The 25320-nt window shown below is 68.6% G+C and carries 30 protein-coding genes; 11 read left to right on the top strand and 19 right to left on the bottom strand.

Annotated features, from left to right (window positions below):
* Nucleotides 1-5 precede the first annotated feature (5 nt).
* Complete coding sequence (locus tag NAM01S_RS05695) at nt 6-629, bottom strand: riboflavin synthase (RefSeq protein ID WP_067780388.1); 624 nt, start codon at nt 627-629, stop codon at nt 6-8.
* Nucleotides 630-1226: 597 nt separating this feature from the next.
* Here NAM01S_RS05695 and NAM01S_RS05690 point away from each other — a divergent pair.
* On the top strand, nt 1227-1697 hold the full coding sequence (locus NAM01S_RS05690) for a hypothetical protein (protein ID WP_067780386.1): 471 nt from the start codon (nt 1227-1229) through the stop codon (nt 1695-1697).
* A 53-nt stretch (nt 1698-1750) separates the two neighbouring features.
* On the opposite strand, the gene rpe is transcribed toward NAM01S_RS05690, so the two are convergent.
* Nucleotides 1751-2404 (bottom strand): ribulose-phosphate 3-epimerase, encoded by a 654-nt coding sequence (rpe, locus tag NAM01S_RS05685; protein WP_067780383.1) that lies wholly within the window; start codon nt 2402-2404, stop codon nt 1751-1753.
* A 124-nt stretch (nt 2405-2528) separates the two neighbouring features.
* Between rpe and NAM01S_RS05680 the strand changes: the two genes are divergently transcribed.
* Both NAM01S_RS05680 and NAM01S_RS05675 read left to right on the top strand, forming a co-directional pair.
* Nucleotides 2529-2951, top strand: coding sequence for an ATP-binding protein (locus NAM01S_RS05680; RefSeq protein ID WP_067780379.1), 423 nt, complete (start codon nt 2529-2531; stop codon nt 2949-2951).
* Nucleotides 2951-3811, top strand: a complete 861-nt coding sequence (locus tag NAM01S_RS05675; RefSeq protein WP_157107602.1) for an RNA polymerase sigma factor SigF — start codon at nt 2951-2953, stop codon at nt 3809-3811. The genes NAM01S_RS05680 and NAM01S_RS05675 overlap by 1 nt, the downstream gene beginning before the upstream one ends.
* Nucleotides 3812-3815: 4 nt before the next feature.
* Here NAM01S_RS05675 and NAM01S_RS05670 read toward each other — a convergent pair whose 3' ends face one another.
* The 5 genes from NAM01S_RS05670 to NAM01S_RS05640 form a co-directional block, all read right to left on the bottom strand.
* Nucleotides 3816-4160: an MmcQ/YjbR family DNA-binding protein gene (locus NAM01S_RS05670; protein WP_067780376.1), complete on the bottom strand. Its 345-nt coding sequence runs from the start codon at nt 4158-4160 to the stop codon at nt 3816-3818.
* An 802-nt stretch (nt 4161-4962) separates the two neighbouring features.
* Nucleotides 4963-6405, bottom strand: coding sequence for an RsmB/NOP family class I SAM-dependent RNA methyltransferase (locus NAM01S_RS05660; protein ID WP_067780748.1), 1443 nt, complete (start codon nt 6403-6405; stop codon nt 4963-4965).
* A gap of 848 nt (nt 6406-7253) precedes the next feature.
* Nucleotides 7254-8177 carry a methionyl-tRNA formyltransferase gene (gene fmt, locus NAM01S_RS05655; protein ID WP_067780370.1) on the bottom strand — a complete coding sequence of 308 codons (924 nt, stop codon included), beginning with the start codon at nt 8175-8177 and terminating at the stop codon, nt 7254-7256.
* On the bottom strand, nt 8177-8734 hold the full coding sequence (gene def / locus NAM01S_RS05650; RefSeq protein WP_067780367.1) for a peptide deformylase: 558 nt from the start codon (nt 8732-8734) through the stop codon (nt 8177-8179). The genes fmt and def overlap by 1 nt, the downstream gene beginning before the upstream one ends.
* Nucleotides 8735-9198: 464 nt before the next feature.
* The gene (locus NAM01S_RS05640) at nt 9199-10122 is read right to left on the bottom strand and encodes an NAD-dependent epimerase/dehydratase family protein (RefSeq protein WP_067780362.1); all 924 of its coding nucleotides are present in this window, start codon (nt 10120-10122) and stop codon (nt 9199-9201) included.
* A 128-nt stretch (nt 10123-10250) separates the two neighbouring features.
* Between NAM01S_RS05640 and NAM01S_RS05635 the strand changes: the two genes are divergently transcribed.
* Nucleotides 10251-11225: a GlxA family transcriptional regulator gene (locus NAM01S_RS05635; protein ID WP_067780360.1), complete on the top strand. Its 975-nt coding sequence runs from the start codon at nt 10251-10253 to the stop codon at nt 11223-11225.
* Nucleotides 11226-11312: 87 nt separating this feature from the next.
* Here the strand turns inward: NAM01S_RS05635 and NAM01S_RS05630 are convergent, their stop codons facing one another.
* The 3 genes from NAM01S_RS05630 to NAM01S_RS33750 are packed head-to-tail and all read right to left on the bottom strand — an operon-like array spanning nt 11313 to nt 14378.
* Nucleotides 11313-12026 (bottom strand): CBS domain-containing protein, encoded by a 714-nt coding sequence (locus NAM01S_RS05630; RefSeq protein ID WP_307188659.1) that lies wholly within the window; start codon nt 12024-12026, stop codon nt 11313-11315.
* 12 nt (nt 12027-12038) lie between these two features.
* Nucleotides 12039-13565 (bottom strand): PucR family transcriptional regulator, encoded by a 1527-nt coding sequence (locus tag NAM01S_RS05625; RefSeq protein ID WP_067780354.1) that lies wholly within the window; start codon nt 13563-13565, stop codon nt 12039-12041.
* 42 nt (nt 13566-13607) lie between these two features.
* Nucleotides 13608-14378, bottom strand: a complete 771-nt coding sequence (locus tag NAM01S_RS33750) for an SPW repeat domain-containing protein (protein ID WP_253798255.1) — start codon at nt 14376-14378, stop codon at nt 13608-13610.
* 374 nt (nt 14379-14752) lie between these two features.
* Between NAM01S_RS33750 and NAM01S_RS34765 the strand changes: the two genes are divergently transcribed.
* Nucleotides 14753-15181, top strand: coding sequence for a TraR/DksA family transcriptional regulator (locus NAM01S_RS34765; RefSeq protein ID WP_157107601.1), 429 nt, complete (start codon nt 14753-14755; stop codon nt 15179-15181).
* On the opposite strand, the gene NAM01S_RS05610 is transcribed toward NAM01S_RS34765, so the two are convergent.
* Nucleotides 15178-15771, bottom strand: a complete 594-nt coding sequence (locus NAM01S_RS05610) for a hypothetical protein (RefSeq protein WP_067780349.1) — start codon at nt 15769-15771, stop codon at nt 15178-15180. The two genes, NAM01S_RS34765 and NAM01S_RS05610, sit on opposite strands and share 4 nt — an antisense overlap.
* A gap of 260 nt (nt 15772-16031) precedes the next feature.
* Here NAM01S_RS05610 and NAM01S_RS05600 point away from each other — a divergent pair, with 260 nt between their 5' ends.
* Nucleotides 16032-16667 (top strand): hypothetical protein, encoded by a 636-nt coding sequence (locus NAM01S_RS05600; protein ID WP_067780346.1) that lies wholly within the window; start codon nt 16032-16034, stop codon nt 16665-16667.
* Here NAM01S_RS05600 and NAM01S_RS05595 read toward each other — a convergent pair.
* The 4 genes from NAM01S_RS05595 to NAM01S_RS36380 form a co-directional block, all read right to left on the bottom strand.
* The gene (locus NAM01S_RS05595; protein ID WP_067780343.1) at nt 16634-17194 is read right to left on the bottom strand and encodes a hypothetical protein; all 561 of its coding nucleotides are present in this window, start codon (nt 17192-17194) and stop codon (nt 16634-16636) included. The genes NAM01S_RS05600 and NAM01S_RS05595 overlap by 34 nt on opposite strands.
* Nucleotides 17195-17559: 365 nt before the next feature.
* A complete protein-coding gene (locus NAM01S_RS05590; protein ID WP_067780740.1) occupies nt 17560-17820 on the bottom strand; it encodes a cold-shock protein in 261 nt (86 codons plus the stop codon).
* A gap of 13 nt (nt 17821-17833) precedes the next feature.
* Nucleotides 17834-18049 (bottom strand): Rv3202a family protein, encoded by a 216-nt coding sequence (locus NAM01S_RS05585; RefSeq protein WP_067780341.1) that lies wholly within the window; start codon nt 18047-18049, stop codon nt 17834-17836.
* Nucleotides 18050-18678: 629 nt separating this feature from the next.
* On the bottom strand, nt 18679-18810 hold the full coding sequence (locus tag NAM01S_RS36380) for a hypothetical protein (protein ID WP_255284288.1): 132 nt from the start codon (nt 18808-18810) through the stop codon (nt 18679-18681).
* A gap of 149 nt (nt 18811-18959) precedes the next feature.
* Between NAM01S_RS36380 and NAM01S_RS05575 the strand changes: the two genes are divergently transcribed.
* Together NAM01S_RS05575 and NAM01S_RS05570 are read left to right on the top strand one after the other, a co-directional pair.
* On the top strand, nt 18960-19277 hold the full coding sequence (locus tag NAM01S_RS05575) for a MerR family transcriptional regulator (protein ID WP_067780335.1): 318 nt from the start codon (nt 18960-18962) through the stop codon (nt 19275-19277).
* A 29-nt stretch (nt 19278-19306) separates the two neighbouring features.
* Nucleotides 19307-19747, top strand: coding sequence for a DUF1801 domain-containing protein (locus tag NAM01S_RS05570; RefSeq protein ID WP_253798257.1), 441 nt, complete (start codon nt 19307-19309; stop codon nt 19745-19747).
* 331 nt (nt 19748-20078) lie between these two features.
* Here NAM01S_RS05570 and NAM01S_RS36375 read toward each other — a convergent pair whose 3' ends face one another.
* The 3 genes from NAM01S_RS36375 to NAM01S_RS05555 all read right to left on the bottom strand — a co-directional run bounded on the left by NAM01S_RS36375 (nt 20079) and on the right by NAM01S_RS05555 (nt 23396).
* Nucleotides 20079-20525: an alpha/beta fold hydrolase gene (locus NAM01S_RS36375; RefSeq protein ID WP_067780329.1), complete on the bottom strand. Its 447-nt coding sequence runs from the start codon at nt 20523-20525 to the stop codon at nt 20079-20081.
* Between the two features lie 134 nt (nt 20526-20659).
* On the bottom strand, nt 20660-21997 hold the full coding sequence (locus tag NAM01S_RS05560; protein WP_067780737.1) for a cytochrome P450: 1338 nt from the start codon (nt 21995-21997) through the stop codon (nt 20660-20662).
* A gap of 151 nt (nt 21998-22148) precedes the next feature.
* Nucleotides 22149-23396 (bottom strand): PucR family transcriptional regulator, encoded by a 1248-nt coding sequence (locus NAM01S_RS05555; RefSeq protein WP_067780326.1) that lies wholly within the window; start codon nt 23394-23396, stop codon nt 22149-22151.
* Between the two features lie 182 nt (nt 23397-23578).
* On the opposite strand from NAM01S_RS05555, the gene NAM01S_RS05550 reads away from it, so the two are divergent.
* The 3 genes from NAM01S_RS05550 to NAM01S_RS05540 all read left to right on the top strand — a co-directional run bounded on the left by NAM01S_RS05550 (nt 23579) and on the right by NAM01S_RS05540 (nt 24903).
* A complete protein-coding gene (locus NAM01S_RS05550) occupies nt 23579-23812 on the top strand; it encodes a hypothetical protein (RefSeq protein ID WP_067780323.1) in 234 nt (77 codons plus the stop codon).
* A 108-nt stretch (nt 23813-23920) separates the two neighbouring features.
* Nucleotides 23921-24547, top strand: a complete 627-nt coding sequence (locus NAM01S_RS05545) for a TetR/AcrR family transcriptional regulator (protein WP_067780320.1) — start codon at nt 23921-23923, stop codon at nt 24545-24547.
* 47 nt (nt 24548-24594) lie between these two features.
* On the top strand, nt 24595-24903 hold the full coding sequence (locus NAM01S_RS05540) for an antibiotic biosynthesis monooxygenase family protein (protein ID WP_067780317.1): 309 nt from the start codon (nt 24595-24597) through the stop codon (nt 24901-24903).
* A 2-nt stretch (nt 24904-24905) separates the two neighbouring features.
* Here the strand turns inward: NAM01S_RS05540 and NAM01S_RS05535 are convergent, their stop codons facing one another.
* A complete protein-coding gene (locus NAM01S_RS05535; protein ID WP_067780314.1) occupies nt 24906-25298 on the bottom strand; it encodes a MerR family transcriptional regulator in 393 nt (130 codons plus the stop codon).
* Nucleotides 25299-25320: the final 22 nt, after the last annotated feature.

Below are 25320 nucleotides of genomic sequence, written 5' to 3'. Positions count from 1 at the left end.
TGGGCTCAGCCGCGCTGCCGCAAGCGTTCGACGTACTTGGCGATGACGTCGACCTCGAGGTTCACGGTGGTCCCGACGGTCGCCGCGCCCAGGTTCGTCAACGACAGCGTGGTCGGGATCAGCGACACCTCGAACCAGTCGCGGTTGCCGTCGGCGGCGGGCTCGTCGGCGATGCCGAGGCCCGAGACGGTCAGCGAGATGCCGTCGACGGTGATCGAGCCCTTCTCCACCACGTAGCGGGCGATCGAGTCGGGCAGCGAGATGCGCACGACCTCCCAGTTCTCCGAGGGGGTGCGCGAGAGCACGGTGCCGGTGCCGTCGACGTGGCCCTGCACCAAGTGGCCGCCGAGGCGGCTGTTCAGCGCGGCGGCCCGTTCCAGATTCACCCGCGAGCCCTTGCCGAGCCCGCCGATCGAGGAGCGGTTCAGCGTCTCCTGCATGACGTCGACGGTGAAGGAGTCGCCGTCGACGACCTCGACCACGGTGAGGCACACACCGTTGACGGCGATCGAATCGCCGTGTCCGGCATCGGAGGTGACGAGCTCGCCCCTGATGGTGAGGCGCGCGGCGTCGGCCAGCTGCTCGGTGGCGACGATCTCGCCCAGCTCCTCGACGATGCCTGTGAACATGCGTGACTCCCTGTCGCGTGTGTACGTACGGTTGCGGAACAGCCGTGACCCCGGCCGCTATTCCCGGCGTCCGGCGCCCTCCCAGCGTAACGACGCCCGGTCGTAGCGACCCCGGCGCGGTTGGTCCCCCACCGCGCATCCGAAACCGCAATTCTGCGACACACCGCGAAAACATCCCGGCGGACTTTTCCGGTCGTCCGAACGACCCTATGCCGACATTATTCGCAAACAATTCCGCACGGTCATACCGGAATTTCCCCGCTTCCTGATCGACGACAATTGTTCAGCCAGATTTTCCGGGTATCCACCGGTCGTTTTCGACACGTCGGCGTAACCTCGAACCCGGCTTGATACCCAGCTCGCAACACGGATACACCAACTTCTTGCGCGGTGGCAAAAGTGGAAGCAATATTGTTATGTAGCTGATTCCTACCGTTCAACTTCTGTTCCGTGCAATTCGCCGTCGAAGTCTTCGAGCGGGCCGACGCCCGTGCCGGCCGGTAGCGCCCGAGGAGTTCGACACCGGGAAATCAACCACACGAGGAAGTCGGAACACACAGTGGGTCGACACGAGTTCGATACAGATGGGGGTGCCGCGTGACCACGTTTCTCGATTCGACACTGGAAGTGCGCTGCGGACAGTACCGGCGCGAGTTCCACATGCCGGCATTGATCGATCCCACGTCACGCCGCATCCTGCTGCACATCGGCACCCATTTCGGCGCCATCACGATGCCCGCCGATCTCGGCGAACAGGTGCAACTCGAGCTCGGCCGTGCGCAGATCGCCGCGCCGGTCGTCCACCATCCGCGCGCCAGGCGCTGGACGTTCATCACCGGCCCAGCCCGGCCCGATTCGCTCACCGTCGCCGTCTCGGCCGAACTCTTCCGGCTCTACGCGACGGTCGCCTGCACCGGAAGCCAGGTCGTGCTGCCCTCGCCCGACGACGAGCGCACCGGCTACCGCGTCTGGGTGCGGCCGCCCGAGTCCGCGACGACACTGCCGCCGCTGAGCGTCGTCATCGAGGCGACGCGGACCCTCGGAGCCCCGAAAACCCGCGCCTTGTAATCGAATTCGACCTGGCGGCACTCGCCCCGACGTGCAGCGGGTGCCGCGCTGGCTCAGTGCCAGACGGCGGCCGCCTGCCGCCGCAACTTCTCCACCGTCGCGCCGGGGTCGGCGGTGTTGTAGACCGCGGAGCCCGCGACGAAGCAGTCGATGCCCGCCTCGGCCGCCTGCTCGATGGTGTCGGCGTTGATGCCGCCGTCGATCTCGACGATCAGCCGCAGCTCACCGGCGTCGACCAGCCTGCGCACCGTGCGCGCCTTGTCCAGCACGTGGGCGATGAACGACTGGCCGCCGAAGCCCGGCTCCACACTCATCACCAGCAGGGTGTCGAACTCACGCAGGATCTCCAGGTACGGCTCGATCGGCGTGTTCGGCTTCACCGAGAGGCCGGCCTTCGCGCCCGCCGCGCGGATGTCGCGAGCCACGGCGATCGGATCGTCGGTCGCCTCGGCGTGGAAGGTGACGTTGTGCGCGCCCGCCTCCGCGTACGGCGGGGCCCAGCGGCCCGGATCCTCGATCATCAGGTGGCAGTCCAGCGGGATGTCGGTCGCCTTCAGCAGGCTCTCCACCACCGGAAGGCCGAGCGTGAGATTCGGCACGAAATGGGCGTCCATCACGTCGACGTGCAGCCAGTCCGAGCCTTCCACCCGGCGGGCCTCGTCCGCGAGATGAGCGAAGTCGGCGGACAGGATGGACGGTGCGATCATCGGCTGGCCAGGGCGGGAAAACGTCGGAGAGGACACAGCCCGGCAGTGTACCGAGCCGAGATCACAGGCCGTACCCCAGGGAATCGTTGATTGTGGGCGGCCTTCAGTGGGTAGCCTGGGCAGAGTGATCAACATTTCGGCGGAACAGGGGCTGTACAGCACCCCGGTGGAGATTCGGGTGGCCGCATCGGTCACACAGCTGCCCATCGTGCGCGGGCTCGCCGAAACTCTCGTGCTACTCAGCGATTTCACCCTGGACGAAGTGGCCGACATCCGGTTGGCCGTCGACGAGGTGTGCTCGACCCTCATCGCGCTCGCCGCGCCCGGCACCAGCCTGGACTGCCGGTTCACCATCGGTGAGACCGAACTACGGGTGGAGGTCACCGGGGTCGCCGGGTCCGAAGGGATGCCCGACCAGCGCAGCTTCGGCTGGCATGTGCTGCGCACGCTCACCGACTCGGTGGAGGCGACACAGGATTCGTACGATTCGGCGGTCTCCGGATATCCGACGACGGTGGAGTTCCGTCGGGTCCGGGGGAAGGCGTAGTGGCGGACGAGGACACCGTGTTCGACCAGGAACGTGATGAGGACGCCGAATCCGAGCCCACCGACGCCGCCGAGGACGCGGAGGCCGTCGCCGAGGCGGGGTCGGTCACCGGTTACGACGATCTGAACGCGCTGTTCGAGCGGCTGGCCGGATGCGAGCACGGCACGGCCGAGCACGCCGCGACGCGCGCCGAGTTGATCAGCCGCTGCATCCCGCTCGCCGACCACATCGCGCGCAAGTTCAGCGGCCGCGGCGAACCGTTCGACGACCTCACCCAGGTCGCGCGGGTCGGGCTGGTGCACGCGGTGGACCGCTTCGACGTCTCGCGTGGATCGAACTTCCTGTCGTTCGCGGTGCCGACCATCATGGGCGAGGTCCGCCGCTATTTCCGCGACAACACCTGGGCCATGCGAGTGCCGCGGCGGGTCAAGGAAACCCACCTGCGCATCGGCGCGGCCATCGACACCCTGTCGCAAACCCTCGGCCGCTCCCCCACCGCCAAGGAGATCGCGGCCGAGCTCGACGTGGATCCCGACGAGGTGACCCAGGCCGTCATCGCGGGCAACGCCTATCAGCCGAGCTCCATCGACGCGGCGGCGCTCGGCCGTGACACCGACGCCTCGCTGCTGGACACGCTCGGCGAGGAGGAATCCCAGTTCGACCGGGTCGAGGAGTACGTCGCCATCCGGCCGCTGCTCGCCGGGCTGCCGGAGCGCGAACGCCGGATCCTCACCATGCGGTTCTTCGAATCCATGACGCAGACCCAGATCGCCAAGCAGATGGGCATCTCCCAGATGCACGTCTCCCGGATTCTCGCGAAAACCCTTGCCCGCCTGCGGGAGCTGTCGAGCCGGGACTGACCGGTCAGCCCGCCGCGCGCTGTTTGCGGATCTTCGCGGGCGCCGAGAGCCACCAGGCGGCATCGATCAGTTCGCGCAATTGATCCGGCGCGACCCGGTCGAGATCGATGAGGATGTACGGATACCCGTCGTAGTGCGGCGTGGTGTAGAAGGCGGGATCGCCCGAGGCGAGCAACGCCTCCTTCTCCACCATCTCGCACAGCAGCGCCAGCCCGCCCTCGGCCTCCGAGCGCAGCCGCGCGAACCCCTTGCCGCCGACCTTCAACCCGGGGCTGCGCCACCAGGTCGATTCCTCCACCGCAGGGAGCTCGGTCGCCATCGCCACCACGTCTTGCCACGTCAGGGTCATGGGACCAGTGTGCGCGGCGGCGCGGCGCGATGGATTGGACGGATGGAACCGACCGGCTCGGCGCGGGGACCCGCCTCCGTACCGTTCCCGCCAGTCGATGCGGGGCACCACCGCTCACCTCGGGACTAGCGTGCCGCGGCCACCACGAGCTGGCTGCCGGTCGCGGATCGTCCCTGCGCAAACCAGCCGACCCGCCTCTCTACCTGCGCAGGGCGGCGGACGAAATGGTGCCGACGCGGTGGCGATGCAGCCACAACCCGCGCAGCGGGGCGACGCAGCCACAGCCCGCGCAGCGGGGCGATGCAGCCACAGCCCGCGCGGCGGGGACGACGCAGCCACAGCCTGGGCGGCGGGGACGACGCAGCCACGGCCCGGGCGGCGGGGGCGCTGTGGCGACCGGGCTTCGCCGGGACACCGTGCCTCTCGCCGGGCACCAGGCCCCGCGCAGGCCGAAGCGGGCAGCACGACTCGACCCGCGACCGCCGTGGCGTGGGCAGTCGCCCGGCGGGCTGGCCGACCTCGGCCCGGCTCGCCCAAGGTGACTACGGACGCGGCGTCGAGCCGCAGGATGCGGCCACAATCGCGCGGCGCGGCAGCTTCCGGGCACCGTGCGGTATCGGAGCGGGGCGACACGGCCCGGGATCGTGCTGCGGCCTCGGTTGCCTGGCGGCCGGTCGCTGGCGTCGCCGAGCCGATCGCGGACGTCGCCGAGCCGATCGCGGACGTCGCCGAGCCGATCCGCTGGCGTCGCCGAGCCGATTGAACGGACGGCCGCAGCTCGTTCGACCGACTCGGCCGACGATCAGCTCGGTTTGCGCAGCGCCGCCATGAACATGGCGTCGGTGCCGTGGCGGTGCGGCCACAGTTGGGCGGCCGGACCGTCGCCGACGTCGGTGACGCCGGGGAGCAGGTCGCGGGTGTCGAGTTCGATCGCGCCCGTGCGGCGGACGTGGTCGGCCACGATCGATACGGTCTCGGCCAGGTGCGGCGAGCAGGTCGAGTAGACCACCACGCCGCCGGGGCGGACCAGATCCCATGCCGCGGTGAGCAATTCGCGTTGCAGCACGACGAGGTCGCGGACGTCGGCGGGGCTGCGCCGCCAGCGCGCCTCCGGCCTGCGCCGCAGTGCGCCTAGGCCGGTGCACGGGGCGTCGACCAGGATGCGGTCGTAGCCGGGCTCGAGTCCGCTGTCGCGGCCGTCGACGACGTGCACTCGCACGGGTAGGTCGTGGGTGGCCTTGCGCACCAGTTCGGCGCGGTGTTCCGCGGGTTCTACGGCGTCCACCTGGAAGCGGTCGATCGCCGCGAGCGCGCCGAGCAGCGCGGCCTTGCCGCCCGGACCCGCGCACAGGTCGAGCCAGCGGCCACCGTCTGGACCCTCCAGCGGGGCCCGGGTCAGGCTCAGCGCGACGAGCTGGCTGCCCTCGTCCTGCACGGCGGCCATGCCCTCGCGCACCGGCTCCAGCTTGCCCGGGTCACCGCCCTCGAGGTAGACCGCGTAGGGCGACCAGCGCCCCTCTTCGCCGCCGGTGACGAGCGCCAGCTCCTCGGCGGTGATCTCACCCGGCCGGGCGACCAGGTGCACGACGGGCCGGTCGTCGTCGGCGGCGAGCAGGTCGCGCAGTTCGCCCGCGCGGGCGCCGAGCGCGTCGGCGAACGCTTGGGCGATCCACGCCGGGTGCGCGTACTCGAAGGCCAGCCGTCCCACCGGATCCTCCGGCGCCAGCGCCTCGACCCATTCCTCGGTGGTCTTCTCCCCCGCGCGCCGCAGCACGGCGTTCACGAAACCGGACTTGCCCGTGCCGAATTCGGCCCTCGCCAGTGCCACGGAGGTGTCTACCGCGGCGTGCGCGCCGATGCGGGTGCGCAGCAGCTGGTAGACGCCGAGCCGCAGCACGTCGAGCAGCGGTCCGTCGATCTCCTCGACCGACCGGCCCGCACCGTGCGCGATCACCGCGTCGAGCAGGCCCTGGGTCCGGCAGGCGCCGTAGGCCAGCTCGGTCGCCAGCGCGGCGTCCCGTCCGGAGACGCGCCGGTCGCGAAGCAGGCCGGGCAGCACGAGATTCGCGTACGCGTCGCGCTCGCGAACCGCGCGCAGCACCTCGAGCGCGACCTCGCGGGCGGGGTCGACGGAACCGGCCCGCCGGGCGCGCTTGCTAGAAGTAACCTTCTCCGCCCCAACGGGTTTCGCCGTGCTCCGCCCGGCTCGCTGTGCGCTCGTCGACTGTTCGGGGCGTCCGCCCACGGCATCGCCCGCGCGCCTGCCGTGCGACCCCGAGCTGGTGTCCGAGCCACGGCGGCCGGAGGCGTCGGATTTGAATCCGCGCTCGGCACCACCCGACCGGCGATCACCATGGGACGCCGAGCCGCTGTCGGACCCCCGGCGACCAGCGGCGTCAGCACCGTACTTGTATCCGCGATCGGCACCGCCTGATCGGCGATCACTATAGGCCGCCGAACCGGATTCGGACCCTCGACGACCACCAGCCTCGGCACCAGATCTGTATCCGCGCTCAGCACCGCTCGACCGGCGATCGCCATAGGACGCCGAACCGGATTCGGCTCCTCGCCGACCGGATTCGGCGGCGGACCGGTATCCCTCGCTGGAGCGGCCCGTGGCGTCGCTCGACCGGCGGCCGCCGTACGACGAGCCGGTCTCCGAAGTTCCGCGACGACCGAAGTCGTCCGCGCCGGACTTACGACCTTCGGGCCGTCCCGTCCGCTTGTCGTCCCAAGCTCGGCCGCCCTTGCCGCCGGGTGCCTGCGCCGACCGATCGGTGCGACCGTAGCCGGACCGTCCCGACTCGGAACGCCCTGCGCCGTAACCGGATTCGCGATCGCCTCCCGGTTTCTCCGTCCGCCGCGGTGTGCCCTCGAAGCGGCGGTCGGCCTGTCCCCGATAGCCCGTCGCCTCCCGATCGGAACGGAACGGCTTGCGGGACTCCGGCTTCCGTTGCCCGCCGCGGGTTCCGGCCGAGTCGCGATCGGCCGGCTTCCCCGACGCGGCGTCGCGCCGGGCCTCCTGCTTGCGGGCGGCGCGTTTGGCCCACCCGCCGTCGACGTCGTCGGATTTGCGCGGGCGATCCGCGGGGCTCATTCGACCACCGCGCCGGGCTGCAGACGGGCGCCGCGCGCCCAGTCGAGGGCCGCCATCATCCGCTTACCTTGCGGCTGCACCTGATTCAAGCGCACGGCGGTGGTCGCGGTGCCGACGAAGACGCCGGTCTTGCGCACCTCGATGACGCGTTCGGGCAGCACCTCCTCCACCATCTCGACGGGGCCGAGCTTGAGGCGGGTGCCGTTCACCTCCGTCCAGGCGCCGGGCGCGGGGGTGACGGCGCGGATGCGCCTGCTGATGGCGAGCGCTGGCAGATCCCAGCGGATGTGACCGTCTTCCGCGGCCACCTTCGGCGCGTACGAGACGCCGTCCGTCGACTGCGGCACGGCGTGCAGGGTGCCGTCTTCCACGCCGTCCAAGGTGGTGGCCAGCAGGTGGGCACCGGTTTCGGCGAGCTTGGCGAGCAGCGTGCCCGCGGTGTCGGTCAGCGCGATCTTCTCGGTGACCACGCCGAAGACGGGCCCGGTGTCCAGACCCGCCTCGATCTGGAAGGTGGACGCGCCGGTGATCTCGTCACCCGCGTCGATGGCGGCCTGCACCGGCGCCGCGCCACGCCACGCGGGCAGCAGCGAGAAGTGCAGATTGATCCAGCCGAAGCGCGGGATGTCGAGCACCCGCTGCGGCAACAGCGCGCCGTAGGCCACCACCGGACAGCAGTCGGGCGCCAATTCGGTGAGCTGCTCGACGAATTCGGGTTCGCTTGGGCGGCGCGGGGTGAGCACGGGGATGTCGTGCTCGTCGGCCAGCGTGGCGATCGGCGACCGCGTCACCTTGCGGCCGCGGCCCGCGACGGCGTCGGGCCTGGTCACCACCGCGACCACCTCGTGGCGTTCCGACTCGATGAGCCTGCGCAGCGAGGGTACGGCGGGTTCGGGGGTGCCCGCGAAGACGACGCGCATCAGCGGCCCCGTCCGAACGGTCCGGCCTGACCGGCGCCGCGCGACTCGCGCACGGTGACACCCGCGTTGAACCAGTCGGATTCCCGGATCGTGCGCATCGCCTCCTTGCGGGACGCGGGGTCGAGCCGGTCGATGAACAGCACGCCGTCGAGGTGATCGGTCTCGTGCTGCACGCAGCGCGCCAGCAGTTTCTCCGCGTCGAACTCGACGGGATTGCCGTGCATGTCGACACCGGAGGCCCGTACCCGCAGCGCGCGACGGGTGTCGTAGCGCAGTCCGGGAATGGACAGGCAGCCCTCGGGACCGACCTGTTCCTCGTCGCCAACCACCGTGTAGGTCGGGTTCACCAGGTGCCCCGCGGCGTCGCCGGTGTCGTAGACGAACACCCGCAGCCCCACGCCGATCTGCGGCGCGGCCATGCCGACACCGCCGTCGTCGTGCATGGTGTCGGTCAGGTCCGCGACCAGCTGGCGCAGCTCACGATCGAATTCGGTGACCTCCGCCGCACGGGCGCGCAGAATCGGATCGCCGAACAGGCGAACGGGCTGAATGGTCACGGCGGCTCCCGGAAGCGGACGAATGCGGTCGTCTCATTCTAGAGAGCGGCCCCGATCACCCCGATCTCCCCAACACCACGCCCCCGACCTGGTACAACTCACATGCGGACCGGGCGGGGTGTTCATACCCCCCGCCCGGCCGCCCGGAAAGGGCTGGCCGGCGATCCGCGACCACCCTGAACCCCCTGCTCAGCCGCCGATTAGAGGAGTAACCAACGGTGGGGCGGCACCTTCGGGGTGCCGCCAAGCCGAAGAAGCAGGCCAAATCAACGACGGCGAAGTCGCCGGACGCAGCATCGCCCACCTTCACATCCACGTCATCCCCCGCTGGCACGGCGACCTCCCCAACCCACGGCGGCATCCGCCGCCTGTTCCCCCACTGCGACGACGCACTCGACCAAGCCGCAGCAACCATGGCCCGGCAGAACGCTGCCGCTTGACGTTCGATGTTACGGGATGGCGAATCAGGGCCCAACGGGTACCGCCGCCATCTCGGCCAGGACCTCATCGATCGGAGTCGCTGTGACATGCAATGTCGTAGTGGTCGATGACGCATCGAGAATGTTGGGCCGGTCGTACAGGTACAGCATCTCGGGGAACTCCGCCATGACCGAGTCGGTCCGACCGATTTCCGTGAGCTCGGCGAGCGTCATGCGGTTCAGGCGCGGCTCCGGCGCGCCTGCCGCCGCGGCAAGGTGCACTGCCAGTTCGCGTACCGACTCCTCGGAGCTGGACGGGACGTGCCAGGCGCGACCCCAGGACTGCTCGTGCCGAGCCGCGGCGATGAGTGTGCGCGCCGCGTCGCCGGTATAGGTCCAGCTGTGCGGGGCGTCGAAATCGCCGGGCCACCAAGCCGCGGATCCGGCCAGCACCTGCCCACCGACCATGAGCGTGAAGGGCGAATACGCGTGCGCGCCGAGGAAGTCGTTGGCCCTGACCTCGGTAACCCGCACCCGGCCCGCCTCGTAGGCGGCGCGCGCATCGTGCCACATCCGAGCTCGCACAGAGCCTTTCGCGCTCGATGCGGCCATGGGAAGCTCCGCTGTCACGGGGCCGTCCACCGGGCCGTAGCCGTAGGTGTTGCCGAGCATGACGTAGTCGGCGCCGGTGCGCTCGGCCGCTGCCAGCAGCGCGGCGGCCAACGGAGGGAAGTCGGTCGGCCAGCGGTCGTAGGGCGGTGCGGCGCAATTGAACAGGGTGGCCGCGCCGCGCGTCAGTTCGGTGAGCCGCGTGGTGTCGGTGGCATCGGCGGCGACTCGTTCGATCCGCTCGTGCACCGGCCCGCTGCCGCTGCGGGTGACGAGCCGGACCCGATCGCCGGAGTCGGCGAGCAAACGGGCAGTGGCCGAGCCGGTGGCTCCGGCTCCGATGACGACGTGCGAGGACATATCTCTCCTGGTCCGCGGTGGTGTGAACGGCCGTCGGCGCAACGGTCGCGCCGACGTGCCAATGAGCCTCCGCCACAAGAGATCCGTACGATAGTGACCCACATGCCAAAGATCCGGAGGTTCGGGCCATGCACCGAGTGGCCGTTGTCGCCGTCCCCCCGGCCACGACGTTCGACCTGTCCATCCCCGACCTGGTGCTCGGCGAGATGCTGGTCGACGGCGCTCCCGGCTATCGGGTGCGCGTCTGTACCGCGAGCCCGGGGCCGGTCGCCACCAATGGCAGCCTGGAGATCACGGTTCCGCATGGCCTGGACACCGTCGAGGACGCCGATACCGTCATCGTCACCGGCACCGGCGCCCGCGACGACATCGATCCGCGCGTCCTCGCGGTGCTTCGTCGCTCCGCGGCCGCGGGCAAGCGGATAGCGTCGATCTGCACCGGAGCTTTCGTCCTCGCCGAGGCCGGACTGCTCGACGGGCGCCGCGCCACCACCTATTGGGCCAAATCCGACGAATTCTCCAGTCGTTTCCCCGCGGTGGAACTTCGCCCCGACGTGCTGTATGTCGAAGACGGCAACATCCTGACCTCCGCCGGACTGTCCGCGGGTATCGATCTGTGCCTGCATCTGGTGCGCACCGACTACGGCGCCGCGACGGCCAACTCGGCCGCCCGTCTCGTCGTCGCCGCGCCGGTGCGACCAGGCGGACAAGCCCAGTTCATTCGGACGCCGCTACCGCCCGAGACCGGTACCTCGCTGGCGGCGACCCGTAGCTGGGCGCTCGGCCGCCTGCACGAGCCACTCACCCGCGCCGCCCTCGCGAATCATGCCCGCACCAGTATTCGCACCTTGACCCGCAAGTTCCATGCGGAAACCGGCCTCAGCCCCCTGCAATGGCTGCTCCATCAGCGCGTCATCCGGGCTCAGGAGCTGCTGGAAACGACCGACTTGCCGATGGACCAGGTCGCTCGCCTCAGCGGACTCGCGACGACGGACTCGCTGCGCCAACATCTTTCGCGACGGACCGGACTGACGCCGAGTGCGTATCGCGCCGCGTTCACCCAGCGCCCGGATCGGACATCCAGCGACATCACTACGGCGTAGCGGTGGCGGGCGAGCGGAACTGACCGACAGCCTCCTCCAAGTGCGCTGACCGAACCGGCCATCGATGTCGTCAACCGAACCGCGACGTCAGCGCACAGCAGCGGCTGGTGTGGTCGCGACGGTCGCGGCACGGATACCGGGCACCGTGCGGATCAGGGCGATGGCGATGCGCCGTTCGGATTCGTCGGTGAACCGGCCGGAGATGCTGGCGTCGCCTTCTTCGACGGTGACATGCCAGCGCCGAAGGCCGGTGTACTGATCGAGGAGATTCTGAGCGTCGGCCGCGAGTGAATCGTCGGGGGTGAGCATGATCCGTAGCGCGTCGCCGCGGCTGAACATCCCGACCACACGACCGTCTGCGTCGATGACCGGCAGGCTACGCAGTCCGCGCGTTAGCAGCCACCTCATGACCTCGTCCAGTGCTGCGCTGTCGGAGACCGACACCGCGGGTGTGGTCATCACGGCGTCGACGGTGTCGTCGAGTTCGCCGGCCCGCAGCAGGTCACCGCTGGTGACTACCCCGATGAGGCGGTCGTCCTGGGTGAGAACGGGCAACGCCGCGTAGCCCAGTTCGGTGAGCATCAGCGCCGCCTCGCGTACCGAATCATCGTGTCGCACAGCGATGATCGGTCTTCGCATGACCTCGTTTACCCGCATGTTCCGCATCCGTTCAACTCCGCTTCGACTAGGGTTACGCCGCGCCTGCCTGCGATTTCCGCTCGACTCCATGATGGAGTGGCGGCGAGGTGATCGGTTGCGCTGATTCGACAATCGGGGTGCCGGGATCTGTGGTGACAGCACAGCGCGGGTGTGTCAGGCGGAATCGGTGGCGGCGAGTTCGATCATCATGGCGAGCCGCTTGCGGGGATCGTCCAAGCCGAGGTCGGTCACCTCTGCCATCTTGCGCAGCCGATTACGGATGGTGTTCTCGTGCACACCGAGCTGCGCGGCCGCCTCTGCCGGGTCGCCTTGTGCGTGCAACCAGGCGCGCAGCGTCGCCACGTACTGGGTGGCGTTCGTGCGATCGTGGCGCCGCAACTCCGAGATCGGTCCTCGGGCGGGGGTACGCCCGGACAGCCCCGCGGTGCGCAACCGTTGAAGCAGGATTTCGTCCCATGATTCGTCGTAGGCGGGCGGCGCAGCACCTGCCGAGCGGGCCTCGTGCAGCGCCAGGCATTCGTCGGCTTCCGCGCGCGCCAACCCCAATTCCGTAGCCCGGGCAACGCCGCTGACACCGGCCAGCACCGTAATCCGCGCGGGCAGCGCAGCCTGCCGCTCGCTTATCCAGCGGCGTGCCGTCGACGCCTGATCAGCAGGCAGCACGGTGTAGATGGTGTCGCCGACCAAGGCGCTGCGGCTCGAACGCGACCAGCCGAATCCGGTCGTCGCTCGCTCGAAGATCAACAGCAGCGCCGCGTGCTGCTCGCCTGCGATTCGAGCCCGAAGCGCGAGCACCCGTAGACCCTCCTGTGCCAATCCCAACTTGCTTGCCACCGTCGGCGCGTCCGCGGCGCCCTCCAGCAAACGGATCACCAGCTCGGATTCCACCTGACGTTCCAGGTCCGCGCTGGCCCGCGACCGCAACAGATGCAGGGCCACCGTGCGCGCGCCGTCGGTCAAGGCCCGCCGTCGGGTCCCGTGCAACGGCGCGGGGCACGACACCCATACCGAGCCCAGCAATTGGCGGCCCACGCGCACAGCCACGACCATCCGGCCCGTCACCCGACGTTCTGCCTGCGCGGGAACGAAGATCGGCTCATCCGAGGACGCCAAATGTACGAAGACACCGTGCGCATCGAACACCGCGCGCAACCACTCGGGCATCTGCCTGCCCAGGATCGTCTCCACCCGTGCGGGATCGAGATGCTGCTGCGGCTTGGAATACGCCAGCACCCGAGACTGGTGGTCCTCGATCGTCACCGCTCCGCCGACCGCATCGGCGAGGTTGTCGGCCAAGGCGAACAAATCGGTCGGGCCGCGGCCTGCCTCGGTCTCGCGTCCTTCCAGAACCAATCCGTAGACCACCGCGGCCACCTCGCTCCAGGCCACCGCAGGGTCGATCACCATCACCGCCACGCCCTCGATTTCCAACTCGTCGTGGCCGTTCTCGGGCCCCCCACGGACGAGCGCGACAAAGGCCCGCGCCGCCGCCGCCCAGCCCACCACCTCCGATACCGAGCGTGCCCCGATTCCCAGCAGCACATCGCCTGTTTCCGCCGGGTCCTGCTCGGCCCCGTGAATCACCACACTGCGCAGCGGGGTGGACCGGGGAACCGAACCCAACCGCAAGCGGACGCCGTAGCCACCCAGTACGTTCGCCAACCGGTCCAATGTCACCATGAGCCGCTCCGATGTCGAACCTGACGCGACCTGGTCGCGAATTCAGCTAGGCCGGCGGAACCGTTCGCGGTACCTGATCTCCGCCGCGTCGGCAACGGTCTCGCTGACATCGAGGGACTCCCCGCGCAGGTATCCAGCGACGCCGAGGACTGTGACGATGCAGCCGGATATCCACGCCGTCCACGCGGCACTACCGCCGGCGAAGCCGCCGACCCACGGTGCGAGGAACAATGCGAACCCTACGACGGCCAGCGCCAGGAAATCACGCGTAGGGTCACCCGCCAGCAGCGACCACAACGCCGTCACCGCGGTGAGGCCACCGAGCCCGATCAAGACGGCGGTCGGCACCGGTGACGAGCGCACCACCGTGCCGGCCAGAACCACGGTCACAACCCCCACGACCAGCGCCGCCCGGCTTATCCAACAACTGAACGCGCTGCGCTCGGCCCCGCCCGCGCTGTAGTCGCGCATACCCGATGCGGTGGGCGGATTGTCCCGAGCCCAGGCGGTGGCCCCGAGCGCCATTGCCAGGAACCCTGCTATCCACGCCGTCCACGCGGCCCCACGATCAGGGACGAAACCGGCGCCGAGCCAGGGCAGCAGAAACATCGCCAAGCCCACCACGAAAAGGCCCCAATGATCGGGAGTCCGATTCCGCACCGGCAACGACAACACCCCGAAGAACGCGATGAACGCACCGAACCCGAACGTCAGGCCCTCCCCGACTCGTGTGGAACTCACGGTGATCGACGCGACCATTGCGCCGATTCCCACCACCAGCGCTGCCCACCCCACCCATGTCGAACTTCTCATGAATGTCACCTCACTCCCGAGGGTGTGGCTTCGCGATCGCTCCGTCGAGCTTTGCCTCGATGGGCTCGGCTGACGTTGGTCACCGGGATGGAACACGTCTTCATCGGCGAACACGAGCAGTCGCACCAGCTCGAGGCGAGTTCCCCAGCCTGGCCTTCGTAAACTCGGAAGTGGGGAAATCGGACAATTGGCACGCCCGCAACTGTCGCAGACGAACAAGCGCAGCCGGTTGCGCGAGAACGATCCTGGGGTTGTCAGCGAATAGTTCGAGGGGCGTGGAGGTGGTCATACAGGGGGCCGCTCACAGGGCGGCCCACCCCTTCTCACGTAACCGCATCGAGCCACCTTCCGAACCACCAGTCCTGGAGGACCGGATGACCCCCGCACACCCCCTCTCACCGGAACGTCTTTCCGATTACCTACCCGCGCTGCGCGCGAGACTGAATCAGCAACGCCGCTTCCGCGTGCAACAGCTGGCCGAGCTCGAAGCCGAGATCGATCGCGCCGCTGTACCCTCCGACCCTGCCGCACGGGCCAGACACGAAGTCACCGAAAAGCTGGCCACGGCCGCGCGGCACGCGTTGGCCGACATCGATGCGACCTTCAACCTCATCGCCACCGGCCGTTACGGCGGCTGCCGCGGCTGCCGCGCCGAGATACCGATCCACCTCCTGCAAACCATTCCGACTACGCAGTGGTGCCTGAATTGCCGACGGCGTATGCCCGCCTTCGTGGCAGACGCTGATCGACGTCGGTCACCGCGCCGGCCCAGCAGTGAATATGACCCGGAGGTCTCGGTCTAGAACTTGCCCGTGTGGTGTTCGATTCGGTGCCCCAGTCGCGCGGCGAATTCGGTGCGGAAGTCCTCGGTGAGGGGCGGCCAACCCCAGAAGTCGAAGGCGAGGGCACCCAGTGCGAAGCCGTCTGCCCACTGCCAAGTGGTGATGGGGCTCGGTGTAGTGCAAGAGGGGCAGATCGCCGCGCCGGTGCCCGATTGTTTCCAGGCGTCGATCGCGTCCGAGAACGGCTGCCAAACGGCGGCATCGGCTTCCCATCGTTCGGGGTAGTCGATGATCACGGTGGTGGCCCGGCACCGTGGGCACACCGCGGAGGCCGGTTCGATGCAGCCCTGCCCGGGATAGTGGTCGTGGCGGCCGACGATGACCGCGACGGGGCCGGGAACCCAGTCGGCACCCCAATCCTGGGTGATCTGCGACCAGTCGGGGCCCGGCACATAGCCTTCGTCGACCTGGAGGCTGTACATCGCGTTTCGCGACATCTCCCGAAGCAGCCATCGGCGTGACACCATCCAGCCCACCATGCGCTCGGCCAGCGTGCCCGCGTCTGCCGAGGTCACCTCGAGGTCGACGATTCGTTCGAAATAGTCACCCACACCCGCATCTTGCCAACGAAGCGGCGGATTCGCCCGCGGATGCCGACGGCGTCCCGAGTTGCTGGCGCAGCGATTTCGGCGGTCGCTTCGGACGCGGTCGCCTGAGCGAATCGCCTGTGCAGTTGTTCACGGACTTGATCCGGGGTGTAGGCGCGGCGACGACGCTCGGCGCGCACGACCACCACACCGGTCGCGACCACACCGGCCACACCCGCCAATCCCACTGCCTTCCACCACCTCATACCGAATAGGCTACGTCCATGACGGGGACGAGCATCAGTCTCGATCGAGCGCTCGAGATCACCAGAACCGGCGACATCTGGCTGTTCCGTGGCCATTCCGCGGCCGACCGCGCGATTCGCATGACGACGAACAGCCCGGTGAACCATGTCGGCATGTCGGTCGTGCTCGACGACCTGCCCGCGCTGATCTGGCACGCGGAACTCGGCCGATCACTGCCGGACATGTGGACGGGAGTCGCGCACCGCGGCGTCCAGCTACACAATCTGCGCGACGCGGTGCTGGTGTGGGCGAACCGCTACGGTCAGCAGGCCTGGTTGCGCCAATTGAACCGTCCGCCGACGCGAGAGATGGAAGACAGCTTGCTGCGCACCGTCGCCCGGCTCGACGGAATCCCTTTCCCTTCGACTGCCGCTCTCGCCGGACGCTGGCTACGCGGCCGAGTTCGGGTCCCACGACGCCGATCGAGCCGGGCCGCCGCACAGGAGCTGGAAAGCGCGTACTGCGCGGAGATCGTGGCCGCGACCTACCAGTCGATGGGACTGCTGTCGCAACACCGAAGCCCCAACTGGTATGACCCCGGACGGTTTTGGAGCGGTGACGGACTGGAGCTCAGTGGCGGCTACGAACTGGGTGGCGAAATCGCCGTGCAGTAGGGCGGGTTTTCGTGGAGGGTGACGATCGCGGCGAGGTCGGTGGTCGCTCCGGCGGCGAATCTGCGGGCCAGGTTGGCAAGGCCGGTGCGGACGGGTCCGTACTTGGTGCGGATACCGGTTTGGACCTGTTCGTAGAGGGGGCCGGTGAAGATGACCTCGGCGGTGCCTTGATGCTGGCGTGATCCCAGCGCCGGGGTGCCGCGCCAGTCACCGGCCTGCACGATGACGCGTCGGTCGCGGCTGAGTTGCTGCGCTTCGGCGGAGTGGGCGGGTACTCGGAATGCCAAGCGTCCGTGGTCGATTGGGATCACCAGGTGCGCGACGGTCTGCCATGTCCCGCTGGGGGTCGGGTAGGTCACCAGTACGGTGGCGGCGTCCCACCAGAGCATGCCGGGGTGCCATTCGCTGGGGCGCTGGTCCGCAACGGGCGCGTGATGGCCCGGGAGGGGCGAGGCGGGCCGCGGCATGGGGGTGCCAACGCCGGGTGCACCCTCGAGGACAGAGGTGCTGTGTGCGTGCCGTGTCATGGATGGATACCTCCGGAGGAAAACTGGTGTGCAGCACGGGGTGTCGGTGCCGGATCGGCCGAACCCCGGGGATGCGACTACCGCGCCTGCGGTACCGGGACGCAGCGCGGCGGCGCGCCGTTGCTCGCGGCGCGGTCGAGCGCGCCGTGGTTGCCGAGGTCGGGGGCCCGGCATTGCGGGGGCGCGGTTCGCGCAGGACGGCGGCGAGGATGGCGCAGCCGAGAGTGGCGGTCAGCGTGAGCAGGGTGAGCGGTGGGGCGCCGAGGGCTGCGAGCAGGGCCAGCCCGGTGAGCAGGGCGAGGCTGTGTTGAGGAAGGTGGTGTAGTGCCATCGGTGTTGTGTGCGTGCGGTGCTGTGCGTGTGGTTCAGGGGTTGGGTGACGGGTCGCCCAGGGCGCGGGTGTAGGGGCGCACGCGTGCGGCGTGCGGTCCGCGCGGGGTGTGTTCGACGGTGAACACGACGGGCTGGCCCGCGGAAAGTGTTCGGTAGCCGCGGGTTTCGATACTGGAGTACTCGACGAACACCGCGGTCGCGTCCTCGTCGGGGGTGAGGAATCCGAAGCCCTTCTCGGCGTTGAACCAGGCGACGGTGCCGTGGCGCCAACCGGCGTGCTCGGGGGACTCGATGTCGGAGTGGGTGTCAGTTGGTGAGGCGATAGTCGTCGTCATCGGGTAGCGGGGTGATGAAGGCTTGGTCGATTCGGTCGGTGGTGTCGGCGGCGTCGAAGGCGGCGCGGACGCGTTCGGCCAACGGGTGCAGCGCGCGGGTGTCCAGGCCGGTGTGGCGGTCGGCGTCGTGGACGAGGGTGCGTTGCTCGGCGTAGTCGGCGTCGTCGCGGGCGGGGATCGTGGTCATGGCCAACCTCCTTACGTCGTGCACTGGACACTCGGATGACAGTGGGGCGGGCCCTTCGAGTGATCGCGCTGGCGGGCCCGCCCCTGATCGAAGGAGACGAGAGGTGTAACAGATCCGTCTGCGGTCGGCGCCGCCGTGGATCCGGCGTTGCCACTGGGTGTGGCGGTGCGCAATGTCTGGTCGCAGGCAAGTGTTTCGCAATGCGCCTGGTTGCCGGTCGTCCGGCCGCGGCGCCGCGGACCTGATGGATCGTGCGATGACATCACCTCACTTTCGCTTACCGATTCGCTGTCGATGTTGTCGTAGCGGATGGGTCCGCTTGGGGCCGCGGAGGGCCGCGTTGGGTCGCGCGCATCCTCGGCGGCGCCCGTCCTGTCAATCTCGGTGTCCGCCAATCCGAATCGACGTCGGCCGGTGGGCGGGGCGCTCGGGCGCGAAGCCGCACCCACTCCGAAACCAGCTCGGGGGCAAGGGCTTCGCACAGGATCTCCTCGACCTCGGCGAACAACGGCTCGAGGTCGGGATCCAGCGCCAACAGCCGCGCATCGATCCGGTCGCGAACACCGAAACCATCGGTGCCGATCATGACCAACACACCTCCGACACAACCCAGTCGAAGCCGCCCGGGCTCAGGCGTCGATCACCTTGTGGCCGTCGCACGGGGCGATCTCGATCCGGCGCGGCCTGGCCTGCTCCGCGACCGGGATCGTCGACTGCGCCAGACGGTCCAGATCCCGGAACGGATCGGTACGCATCAGCATGATCGTCACCTCCAACCAACCGTCAACTCGATAGTCGGACACCGGATAATCTATGCCATCCAGTACAGATTTCTTATAGCACTATCAACAGCCACACGCAACGGGATACCATAGAAAACCTAGAGCAACAGCAGTACCGAGGAGCAGAGTTGGATCGCCAACAACACCAACAGCCGGACCCGGCACGCGCGGTATACGCGATATCGGTAGCCGCCGACCTGGCCGGCATCGGCATACAAACCCTGCGCCTCTACGAACGACACGGCCTGATCACCCCCGCCCGCAGCGACGGCGGCACCCGCCGCTACAGCGGCAACGACCTCACCCGCCTACACCGCATCACCACACTCGCCGCCCAAGGCATCAACCTCGCAGGCATCGCCCGCATCCTCGACCTCGAAGACGCCAACGCCCAACTCCACGCCGACAACCACCGCCTACGAACCAACAAACAACGCCAGCGCTGACGACCACTATCGACGGAGGACCGATGGCGATGGGTAGGAAAATCGCTGACAGCTCGGACGCCGAGCCGAAACTGCTTTCCGGCGGAAATCCGCAGATTCCGAAAGGCATCGGTGACGCTCCGGTGCAGTCCTACATCGCGGCCATGCCCGGTTGGAAGCGCGCGGTGGGCGAGCGGCTCGATGAGCTGCTCGTGCGCACCGTCCCCGGTGCGCACAAAGCCGTGAAGTGGAATCAGCCGTTCTACGGTCGCGACACCGAGGGCTGGTTCCTCTCCTTCCGTTGCTACACCGGATACGTGCAGCTCCAATTCCTCCGAGGAACCTCGCTCGAACCCGTGCCGCCCAAGGCGTCCAAACACGAGGAAGTCCGTTACCTCGACATCCACGACGTCGATGAGCTGGGCGAACTCGAGGACCGGCTGATCGACTGGTTCGAACAGGCGAGCAACCTGCCCGGCGTGGCGATGTAGCCACTGTCGTCTCCTGTCGTAGCCGGCTCGCCAGGAACGCTCGGCGATTCCGACACGAACCCATTCGTCGCTCCCTTGGCCTCGATCAGCGACCGCCGGACGGGCTCCGGGTAATCGGCGCGCATGTCACGCAGGGCCGCGTCCATTCGCCTTCTGCCGTCGTGCATCTGCCGCTGCGTCTCCATCGGCTGGGCGGGGTCGGCGCCCAGCGCGCTGAGCGCGATGACCGGGACATCGGGAGGCCCGGCCCGCAGTTCCGTGGACAGTTCGGTCAGATTGCCGCGCTCTGCGATTCCGACACGAACCCATTCGTCGCTCCCCTTGGCCTCGATCAGCGACCGCCGGACGGGCTCCGGGTAGTCCGCGAGCAACTCGGCGCGCATGTCACGACTCCGGCCACCTCCCGCGGGAACAGCTGCGCGAACCGATGCGCGTAGAAAGCGCCCAGCGAGTGGGGCGCGAGAACATAGGGAGCGGGGATGTTCTGGGCACGCAGCAACTCGCGCAGCTCCGTGGCGACCGCGGCGGCGGTGCGCGGCAACGGGAGGGGGTCGCTGTAGCCGGTGCCGCCGCGGTCGTACGCCACCGCGGTGGTGAATTGCGAAACCTGTTGCTGGACACCGAGATAATCCAGACCGACCACGCTCGCGCCGGGCAGGAACACGACGGCGGGTCCGCCGCTCCCCGACCGATGCACGAAAACGCGGCGGCCGTCGACTTCCTGGAACCCGCCGACCGGCGGAGCGAGCCGAGCCGAGGGAGTGCTGCTGTTCGTCATGCGACAAGCCTCCAACCCTGACGCACGGTCAAGGTCAACCTTGCCCGGCCGCGCGAGCGGGGCGGCCGAGCACCGCGCCGAGGCCGACAGGAGCGGGACAACCGAAGACCCGGGATCACAGAAGGGGCGAAGCGTCAACTGCCTGGCGTGCGGTCGCCGGAGGCCATGGAGGGTACGGCCCGCGCCCCCGCCGGACGCCCCAGCCGGGCAGGCATCTGCTGGTAGCCGTGCAGGGTGCACAGGCCGCGGCGGCGTGGTTCGCCTTCGAGGCGCAGGTCGGGGAAGCGTTCGAAGAGGGCGGGCAGCGCGTGGACGGCTTCCAGCCTGGCCAGGCTCGCGCCGATGCAGACGTGGACGCCGGACCCGAACGACAGGTGCTCCTTGGCGTTGGCGCGGGTGATGTCGAATCGGGCGGGATCGGGGAACTTCACGGGGTCACGGTTGGCGCCCGCCAGCGACACCATCATCAAGCGTCCTGGCTCGAGGGAAACGCCCGCACCCGATTCCACCGGTTCCAGCACCCGGCGAGCGGTCATCTGCACCGGCGGGTCGAACCGCAGCACCTCCTCGATCGCGCCAGGCCAGCGCTCCGGCTCGGCGCGCAGGAGTTCGAGCTGATCGGGGTGGCCGAGCAGGAGCGGGATCGCGTTGCCGATCAGGTTCACCGTCGTCTCGAAGCCCGCGCCCATCAGCACGTTCGCACTGGCCATCAGCTCGAGGGTGCTCAGTTCGCCGGAGGACACCAGGACGCTGAAGATGTCCTCGCGAGGTTCGCGGCGCGACTTCTCGATGTGGGCGGCGAGATAACCCGCCATCGCCTTCGTGGCGGCCATCGCGCGCCGGTGCGCGCGCCAGGGAATCCCGACGTCCAGCAGCGGGGTGATCGCGTCACCCCAGCGCAGGAACATCTCGCGGTCGGCGGCCGGAAAACCGAGCATCTCGCCGATGATGGCGGTGGGCACCTGCGCGGCGAAATCGCCGATCAGGTCGGCCGATCCGCGCGCGGCCATGGCGTCGAGCAGTTCGGTGGTGACCTCGCGCACCCGGTCGCCCAACCGGGCGACGGCGCGCGGGGTGAACGCGGAGGCGACCGGCTTGCGCAACCGGCTGTGTTCTGGCGGGTCGAGCATGAACATCGACGGCGCCTCGATCGGATTGGGCGGCAACACGACTCGCTCCGCGTAACGACGCAAGGGACCGGGCACCGCGGGGTCGATCGGGGTACGCACGCCGAATCTTCTGTCGCGCAGAATCTCTCGGCACAGCTGGTAGTCGAAGGCCGCGTATCCGAGCGGACCGGTCCGCACGCCACCCGTCCCGCGCAACTGCTCGAGCAGCGGATACGGATCGTCGCGGCCTTCCGCGCCGCTGAGCAGCCGGGCGAACGGGTCGCCCAGGTGGTACCGGGCGCGCAACGCCAGCCGCGGCAACCCGTGCTCGGCCGCCCACCTGATCGCGTACCGTGCGTTCATCGAAAACTCCTGTGCCATGGCGAAAAACGCCACAGCCGCGTAGGGCCGCGGAGCCCGGTTGGTAAAGCTCCCGTCGGACGGGATGAATGATCTTCGGCGCAACGACAGAGCGAAGTCAAGACCGCGGAGGCCGGCCTCGTTCGGTGGCTTTCTATCGGGCGGCCCTTCGCTCGGTGATGTCGCCGTCGCGGTGGCTGCGCGCCACCATCGCCGAGCGCAGGTACCAGAGACCCGAGGCCTGGGTCGGGTCGAAGTCGATGAGCTGGCCGATCCGCTTGAGCCGGTAGTCGACGGTGTTGGTGTGCACGTGCAGCAGGCGCGCGGTGCGCTGGCGGTTGAGGTTGGTGGCGATGTACATCTGCAGGGTCTCGAAGAACTCCGGATACTCCTCCAACGGATCCAGCAGCGACCCGAGGAAGTCGCGGGCCGGGCCGGGGCGGGTCAGCTGATACTCCAGCGCCATGTCGTTGAACCGATACAGCCCGGACTCGAACCGCAACCGCTGCACGATGTCCAGCAGCTCGTGCGCCTCGTCGGCGGCTTCGGGGATGCGACGCAGCCCGGCTTCCACCGCGGTCGCCCTGATCGGCGCCTGGGCGGCGTCCGAGAGCCACTTCACCAGGAAATCCAATGCGGCGTCGTCGAATTCGTTGGCGGGCAGCAGAATCGTTCCGCCGTCGACGCTCAACAGCGACAGCGCGCGTTCCCCGCACCTGGTCGCCAACTCCGCCTGGACCCGGCGTAACTTGCGCCGCGCCACCACCTTCGGATCCAGCTTGGGATTCGCTTCATCACGATGCGGCGGAATATGCAGCGCCAGAACGTGATAGGCGTCCGCGATCGGGACACCACACTCCCTGGCCATGGTGGAGGTGCTGTTGCCGCCGAGCAGCGCCGAGGTGAGCGTATGCACCGCCGCATGATGCTCGCTGACCACGGCCTTGAGCTCTCGCACGTAGGCGACGGACACCGTCGCGCCGATGGTGTCCAGGATGTCCATCAGCCGCCGCGCGACATTCAGCAGACTCTGCTGATCGCCGGTCGTCGCCTGGGCCAGGACCAGGTCGAAGCCGAGTTTGACGCCCTCGTGGATGGCGTGCTGGATCGTGTCGATCGGAATTCCCTCGCGCGCCCACTGCGCGGCCGCCGCGCCGACCCGCGCGATCTCGGTATCGATGTCCGCACCGCCGTCGAGCATCCGCGTCGCCAGCTCCAGGCACACGCGCGTCACCGCGGCGACATCACCGCCCAGCGCGTCACCGGGCAGGGTGTTGCACGGCGCGACCGTCTCCAGGAAGTGACCTACCATCCGCTCCGAGATCGTGCGAACGTCCCGCAAATGCGTCGATACGGGACGGCCGGACACCGTTAGGTCGTCGTCGACCTGCTCTGCGGACATCGAACCTCCCGCGGCTAGAACACGTTTCCCCACCGTATCCCCGCGAAACCCCGCCCTCGCCACCTCACAACCGACTTTGTGGCAGCTGGGCGACTTCCCGACTTCCTTTGTCGCGCAGGACATATTAGTAGAACGACCAGTTCCAGTAACTGCTTCGCGAGCGCGACCGATGCCTGCCGCCGATGGAAAAGGCCTGCGCTGTCAGCGATTTCGTGTACCGCGAGCAGCCGGAAGCCGCACGCTTCCGTCCGATTCCACGACGTCTGCCGGATCGGGTATCCGGCGCCATGCCGGGTGGCCGGAGGCGCGATGTCACACCCGCGGGGGGCTACGTCGTCGATAGGGCAACGAGCGTGTTCCCGTTGCTGTACCTGGCACCGGCGGCCGCCACGCTGGCGCTGCAACTGGCGGCGTGAACACCGAATCGAGAGGGAGCTGCGCGGTGCCGCGGCTCCCTTTTTCGGCGCCTATTGACTTAACGGATACTATAATCAATATATAAGGCGGAAGATCGGAGTGCCCGAGTGACAGAGCCACCCCCGCGGCGCGCCTACGATTCCCTGCGGCGACACGCTCAGGCGCAGCGCACCCGGGTGGAGATCGCGGACGCCGCTCGCCGATTGTTCGTCTCGCAGGGCTGGGCGTCGACCACCGTGCGCGACGTGGCTCGCGAGGCGGGCGTTTCGGTGCCGACGGTCTACGCCGCGTACGGCAACAAGGCGGGACTGGTCTGGGCGCTGGTCGACGCGGCCGACCTGTCCGCCGACCTCCCCCGCCTGCTCACCGAACTCGATGAATCCCCCACGCCCGCACGGCAACTCGCCGCGATGGCGGGCTACGACCGGCGGCTTCTCGAACGTGCGGGCGACCTCGTGGCGCTGATCCGCGAAGCCGGTCGCACCGAGGCCGATTTCGCCACCGTCTACGGGCAGGTCCGCCGCGCGGCCGATCGAGTGCGCGCCGAGGTCTTCGAGACTTGGCCGGATGACGCGTTGCGTCCCGGCGTGGACCGGTCGACCGCCCTCGATGTCTACGCGGCGCTGTGCAACATCGACGTCTACACCACGCTCACCGTCGAGCGCGGGTGGCGACCCGACCGGGTCGAGCGGTGGTGGGGCGAAGCGCTGACCCGTCAGCTGCTGCGCGGATGACATCCCGACTTCGACCGAAACAGCCGAAACCGAAAGGACATTCACCCATGGCCGATCAGGGCGTCACCTTCATCAATGTGATCGAACTACCCGCCGACCGCATCGACGAATTCGTCGAACAGTGGCGCGAACGCGCGTCTCTCATGCGCCGAGCGCCCGGCTTCCGCGATGTGCGTCTGCACCGAGCGCTGTTGTCCGACACTCGATTCCAGCTGATCAACGTCGCCCACTGGGACAGCGTCGAGGCGTGCGAGGCCGCCGGGCTGAACAAGACCGTGGTGGCCTCGGTCGCGGAGGCCGAGAAGTTCGCCGACGCGAGCCCCGGCCTGTATCACGTTGTCGCCGAGTACCTCTGAACTCACGCGGTGGCTTCGCACGGCGAATAGTCGTGCGAGGGCGCGCGTTCCTCGGTGGTCTCGATGTAGTCGAGCAACGCCTGCCGGGTCCGGGTCAGCGTGGCGATCTGCTCGTCCAGTGCTGCGAGGCGGGCGCGCAGGGTGTCGAAAAGCTCCGGGCACGGTACGAGATCGGCGTCCTCGCCGGTGATGCACGGTTGCAGGTGGCCGATGACCTCGGTCGACAGGCCCGCGTCGAGCAGCTTTCTGATCTGCGTGACCGTCACCACGGAATCGTCGGCGTACTGGCGGTAGCCGTTGCTGCCGCGTTCGGGTTCGAGCAGGCCTTGAGCTTCGTAATACCGCAACTGATGGGCATGAACTCCGGTTCGTTTGCTCAGTTCGCCGATCAGCATGGCGCGCGCTCCTTGACCTTCA

This window comes from Nocardia amikacinitolerans NBRC 108937 (genome assembly GCF_001612615.1).
Taxonomy (GTDB): domain Bacteria; phylum Actinomycetota; class Actinomycetes; order Mycobacteriales; family Mycobacteriaceae; genus Nocardia; species Nocardia amikacinitolerans.
This window is presented reverse-complemented; position numbering and strand designations above follow the sequence as displayed.